Below are 4579 nucleotides of genomic sequence, written 5' to 3'. Positions count from 1 at the left end.
TCAATAAGCAGCAGGTTCTTCAGAGATGGTAAGTGGTTCGCCCACCGGTTGAGCAACGACGATCAACCGGTGGGTATTCGTCCATGCCGGCCAACAGGTAACCAGCGTAATCCGTTCATCCTCAGAAGGCAGAATCCACCGCGCATTTTCCAGCCGTGTCTGAACGTCCACATTGCGCTCAGGCAGAATCATCACATTGACTACCTGATAGCGATAACCAACCATACCTCCAATCAAAACAATTTCATCGCCGGGTTGGAGCTTGTGCAAATTTTCAAAGACTTTGCCATCCACGTTATGATGTCCAACCAGCACTGTGTTACCTGCCTGCCCTAAAACTGCCGAACCGGTATACCAACCTGCGGCAAACTTGTTGGGCGCCTGCCATTGTTCGTACACCTCCCTACCAATTCGGGTTTGTTTGGCTTTGGTCGGAAGAACGGGTGCGTCTAACTGAATAGATGGAATGATCAGACGGGTTGGGATGACCGCCGGTCGGGTAGCCTGGGGAGTAATCGTAAAAACCGGGATGGGAGTGGGTGAATTTGGCTCGTTTCCGCTGCTTGAGCCGGGAGTAATTTCCGGCAAGGCAGGCAAAGTGGGCAGGGGTGGTAAACCCTCTTGTGCATATTCACTTTCCAGATTCAAAGGCACAGAAAGTGGAATAAACCCCGTCTCACCCTGATTTTGTTCCCAATCTTCAAAACTGGCAAATTGTACACCCACCAGTTCAGCAACAGACAGTACCGAACCGGTAATCCCGACCAAAACGAACAAAATACCAATAAGTACTAATGGTTTTGATTTTCGGTTAATCACTCGCTACAAACTTTGCTATGATTCAGTATTCGTATTGTTACTCTCAGGATTATTCCTCACCCGTGTTGAGTTTATAACCCAAGCGGTCAATGTTGATGATGCGCTCCGCAAAGGCAGGATCAACTTCTTCAAATTTCTGGCGAAGCAGGTATACCAGATACTTAATACGCTGCCGCGCCTGCGGAAAGTCCCTTCCCCAAACCCCTTGTGCAATTTTTTGGTAATGCACAATCTCCGGTGCGTGTTTGGCAAGCATCAGCAGCACACCAAATTCCTTACCGGTCAATTGAATCCGCGTATTGCGGAGGCGCACTTCGCGGGTTTGTGTATCAATTGCCAGCCCAATCTGCGGAAAGACATAGCGGTTACCTTCGCGGTTGGATTTTGAGCGACGTAAAACGGCATTGACCCGTGCCACCACTTCTGCCTTGTAAAAAGGTTTGGTCATGTAGTCATCCACACCTTTTTGCAAGCAGGTAACCACATTATCTTTATTGGTCAATGCAGTCACCACAATGATGGGAGTGTTGCTAATTTCACGCAGCCGATCTACCGTTTCCCACCCATCCATCTCGGGCATCATCAAGTCTAGTACGATCAAATCGGGAAAACTGAGACTGACTTTGTTGAGCGCTTCTTTCCCATTCGAAGCGCTGAGCACATCGAAGCCAGCATGGCGAAGAATTTGCTTGAGCAAAAAGGCCGTATCCTGGTCATCCTCCACAACCAGAACCCGCGGACGCTCACTGGCATAAAATTCATCCAGATCCGCTCCAACTTCTTCCCGGGGTGTTTCCATCGCTTTTTCCTCCTTGGCTGTTTTTCAAATACAAAAACCGGCGCCAGGCCGGTTTCGCTATTGGCTCCCTGAATGCCTGCTCCGTTTGCGCAACGGGCAAAGCGACCAATTTCAGCATTCAGATCAACGCCGCCTCTTCTAAAGAGTATGGTGTTTTTTAATGAGACTTAATTGCTCAAAATATAGAAGTTAATTTCATTATAGTAAAAAAAATCGGTTTGTCAATACTAACCATCATTAAACTATAAAAAACCGCCTCTTTTCACGAGTTCGCCTCACTGATTACCGGATTAATCAACTCTCCGATTCCTTCAATGGTAATTTGAACCTTATCGCCCGCTTCCAGCTTGCCAACGCCGGCGGGCGTCCCCGTTAAAATCAAGTCGCCCGGCTCCAGCGTCATGACCGAGGAGATGAAGGCTATCAACTGCGGAATGGAAAAAACCATATCTCGGGTCGAAGCCATTTGCCGAACATCGCCATTCACCCGACAGGTAATTAATAAATCATAAGGATCAATCTGCGTTTCCACCCACGGACCAACGGGACAGAATGTATCAAAACCCTTGCCGCGTGTCCACTGGCCATCCTTACGTTGCAGATCGCGAGCAGTCACATCATTTGCAACGGTATAACCAAAAACAAAACGACCGGCTTGATCAGCCGTTATCCAACGTCCCTTTTTTCCGATGACAATCCCCAATTCAGCCTCATGTTCAACCTGCTTGGATTGCGGTGGTAGAACAATAGCCTGCCGATGCCCAATCAGACTGGAGGGAGGCTTGAGGAAAATTAAGGGGATTTCTGGAACCTCAACCCCATGCTCACGGGCGTGATCTACATAATTTCTGCCAATACAAATAATTTTAGTTGGCTGGACGGGTGTTAATAAGGTTACTGACTCGAGCGGCATTTCTGCCGGCAGGCGGCGGTAATCCCCAAAGATATTCCCGTCTATTGGCCCGATTCGATCCTCAAAGATCCACCCCCAGCGGGGTTCTTCCCGATCAACCTGAAAACGCACAAATCTCATACCACCCTCACCATGGGATTATTTTCACCGAGTTTAACACAGAACAAAGAAACAAGGTATAATATTGCCACCTTTTGCAAGGGGCGGATAGCTCAGTAGGTTAGAGCACATCCCTTACAAGGATGGGGTCGCAGGTTCGAGTCCTGTTCCGCCCACAAATCCCTTAAAATCGTCCGCGCATGGATTGCCCGTAACCAGTCAATTCCACATATCCATAACCGCTGACCGCCCGATCCCCCATATTTCCCTGTGCAAACACGGCTCCCTCCCAATATATGTAAGATACCACCAGTTCCTGATCCGGAATAAGCGGACGGACATCCAAAAGAATATCAACCTCTGGGATAAAAATCTGCCATCTGGATGGATACACTGCCCCGGTTTTTGGGCTTAGCCATTGTTCCTTGACTTCAACTATGAATTGATTCGCATTGAACCTTTGCGCTCTCCCATCCGCTAAAATCAAAGTTGCGCTTGAAAAACGGTCAATGCTTCCATCCTCTTTTCGGAGAGTAAACAGCATGATTTCCGTGTCATTATTCAGTTGGAGCGAGAACCAATCCCACCCCACCTGATCTTCACCCAGGGCGCTGGTGCTGAACTCGTGATCCATCCAGCTTAGTCCACTGACCGTATAATCAATGTCCGATACCGTAATTTTCCCTCTTGTTTCTAGCCTTGTTTGACTGATGTAATACGAGGCGTTTCCGGCTTCCTCACCCTTGCGACTGTATCCTTCCTCACCCTGTAATATCTCGCCTTTGCGATTAATCAATTGCAATTCAACCGCCACCTGATCCGTTTTCGCTTGCAATAAGTATTCATTCTCACCCACCTGCACAACCTGCCACTCATCCAACCACACTTGATAAGCAGGTTCTCCCACTGCCCCCGCCAGGCCGGCAGCGCCCCGTCCGATCTTCTCATTGGCATAAAACTGACCGGTTTGTACATCGGTTAATGAAAAATGCGCCAGATAAACCTGTTCAACCGACCAATCCGAAGGACGGTCAATTCGCATTTCTGGCGGTACAACCGCGCGTCGGAAAAAGGTTAACTGATACCCAAAACGCCGACCCGACTCAGTCGCCAAATTGCCGGTGTAATACCACCATTCCGTTTGAAAGTCGTTATGTGCGCCGTGATCTTTGGGAAATTCAAAGGGTATTGGCGCCTCTGCCCGTGCAAAATTACCCTCGACTGCCACAGGCAAATATTCGATCACACCTGCCTGACCGCTTGCAGATTTCTCCATGGAAGGAAAACCAAATTGACTTGCCAGTACAGAAACGATCAACCCTAACCCCAAAACCATTATGGTTTGATATTTACTCATAACGAATTGCCTCCGCAGCCGAAAGACGATTCATTTTAATCGCCGGGAAGATACCAGCTACCAACGCAGCCCCCAACGCGATCATGACGGCCAGTAAGAAGGCCAAAGGATTTACAGAAAGCAGAATTGTCCAGCCAAATGACCGCAAGTTAATCACCTCAATCAAGATAACAGCCAGCACATAGCCGGTCGGTGCAGCCAGCAAACCGGCAATCAAACCCATCAAACCGGTTTCCAACATTACCAAACGCCACAATTCACGACCGGTAACACCCAATGCCTTGAGAATGCCGGTTTCCCGTTGTTTTTCAATTTGCAGCAAAGAAAGGGTGCTGAGGATGCCGATCAAAGCGACTACGGTTGCCAAAATGCGCAAAGCAGCTGTAATTGCAAAGGTTCGGTCAAACACCTCCATCACATCTTCCCGTAAAGCAGCATTTGCCCGAACCAGTAAATTTTGGTCTGTTTGTAAATTTTGCTGAATTTGTCTGGCGGCATCGTCAGCGCTGATTCCATCTTTCAGCCGTAAACCGATCGCCGTTACCGCATCATCCGCCCACCATTGACGATACACTTCCTGCCACATCAGGAC

At 48.6% G+C, this 4579-nt stretch carries 5 protein-coding genes and 1 tRNA gene; 1 reads left to right on the top strand and 5 read right to left on the bottom strand.

All coding sequences use genetic code 11. The features are described 5' to 3' along the window. From VAE48_RS16800 to VAE48_RS16790, 3 genes are all read right to left on the bottom strand, one after another. Nucleotides 1-819: a sortase gene (locus VAE48_RS16800; RefSeq protein WP_322794490.1), complete on the bottom strand. Its 819-nt coding sequence runs from the start codon at nucleotides 817-819 to the stop codon at nucleotides 1-3. A gap of 49 nt (nucleotides 820-868) precedes the next feature. After that, nucleotides 869-1618, bottom strand: coding sequence for a response regulator transcription factor (locus VAE48_RS16795; RefSeq protein WP_322794489.1), 750 nt, complete (start codon nucleotides 1616-1618; stop codon nucleotides 869-871). 262 nt (nucleotides 1619-1880) lie between these two features. Then, a complete protein-coding gene (locus VAE48_RS16790; protein WP_322794488.1) occupies nucleotides 1881-2651 on the bottom strand; it encodes a fumarylacetoacetate hydrolase family protein in 771 nt (256 codons plus the stop codon). An 81-nt stretch (nucleotides 2652-2732) separates the two neighbouring features. On the opposite strand from VAE48_RS16790, the gene VAE48_RS16785 reads away from it, so the two are divergent. Then, nucleotides 2733-2806: transfer RNA gene (locus VAE48_RS16785), tRNA-Val, on the top strand. A gap of 8 nt (nucleotides 2807-2814) precedes the next feature. Here the strand turns inward: VAE48_RS16785 and VAE48_RS16780 are convergent. Further along, entirely contained in the window at nucleotides 2815-3987 is a 1173-nt protein-coding gene (locus VAE48_RS16780; RefSeq protein WP_322794487.1) for a lipocalin-like domain-containing protein, read from the bottom strand. Beyond that, the coding region (locus VAE48_RS16775; RefSeq protein WP_322794486.1) for an ABC transporter permease at nucleotides 3980-4579 on the bottom strand (600 nt) is incomplete at its 5' end. The genes VAE48_RS16775 and VAE48_RS16780, both read right to left, overlap by 8 nt.

It is taken from the genome of Bellilinea sp. (assembly GCF_034432615.1).
Classification (GTDB): Bacteria; Chloroflexota; Anaerolineae; order Anaerolineales; family Anaerolineaceae; genus Bellilinea.
The sequence above is the reverse complement of the archived record's forward strand: the minus strand, read 5'-3'. Positions and strand labels throughout refer to the sequence as shown.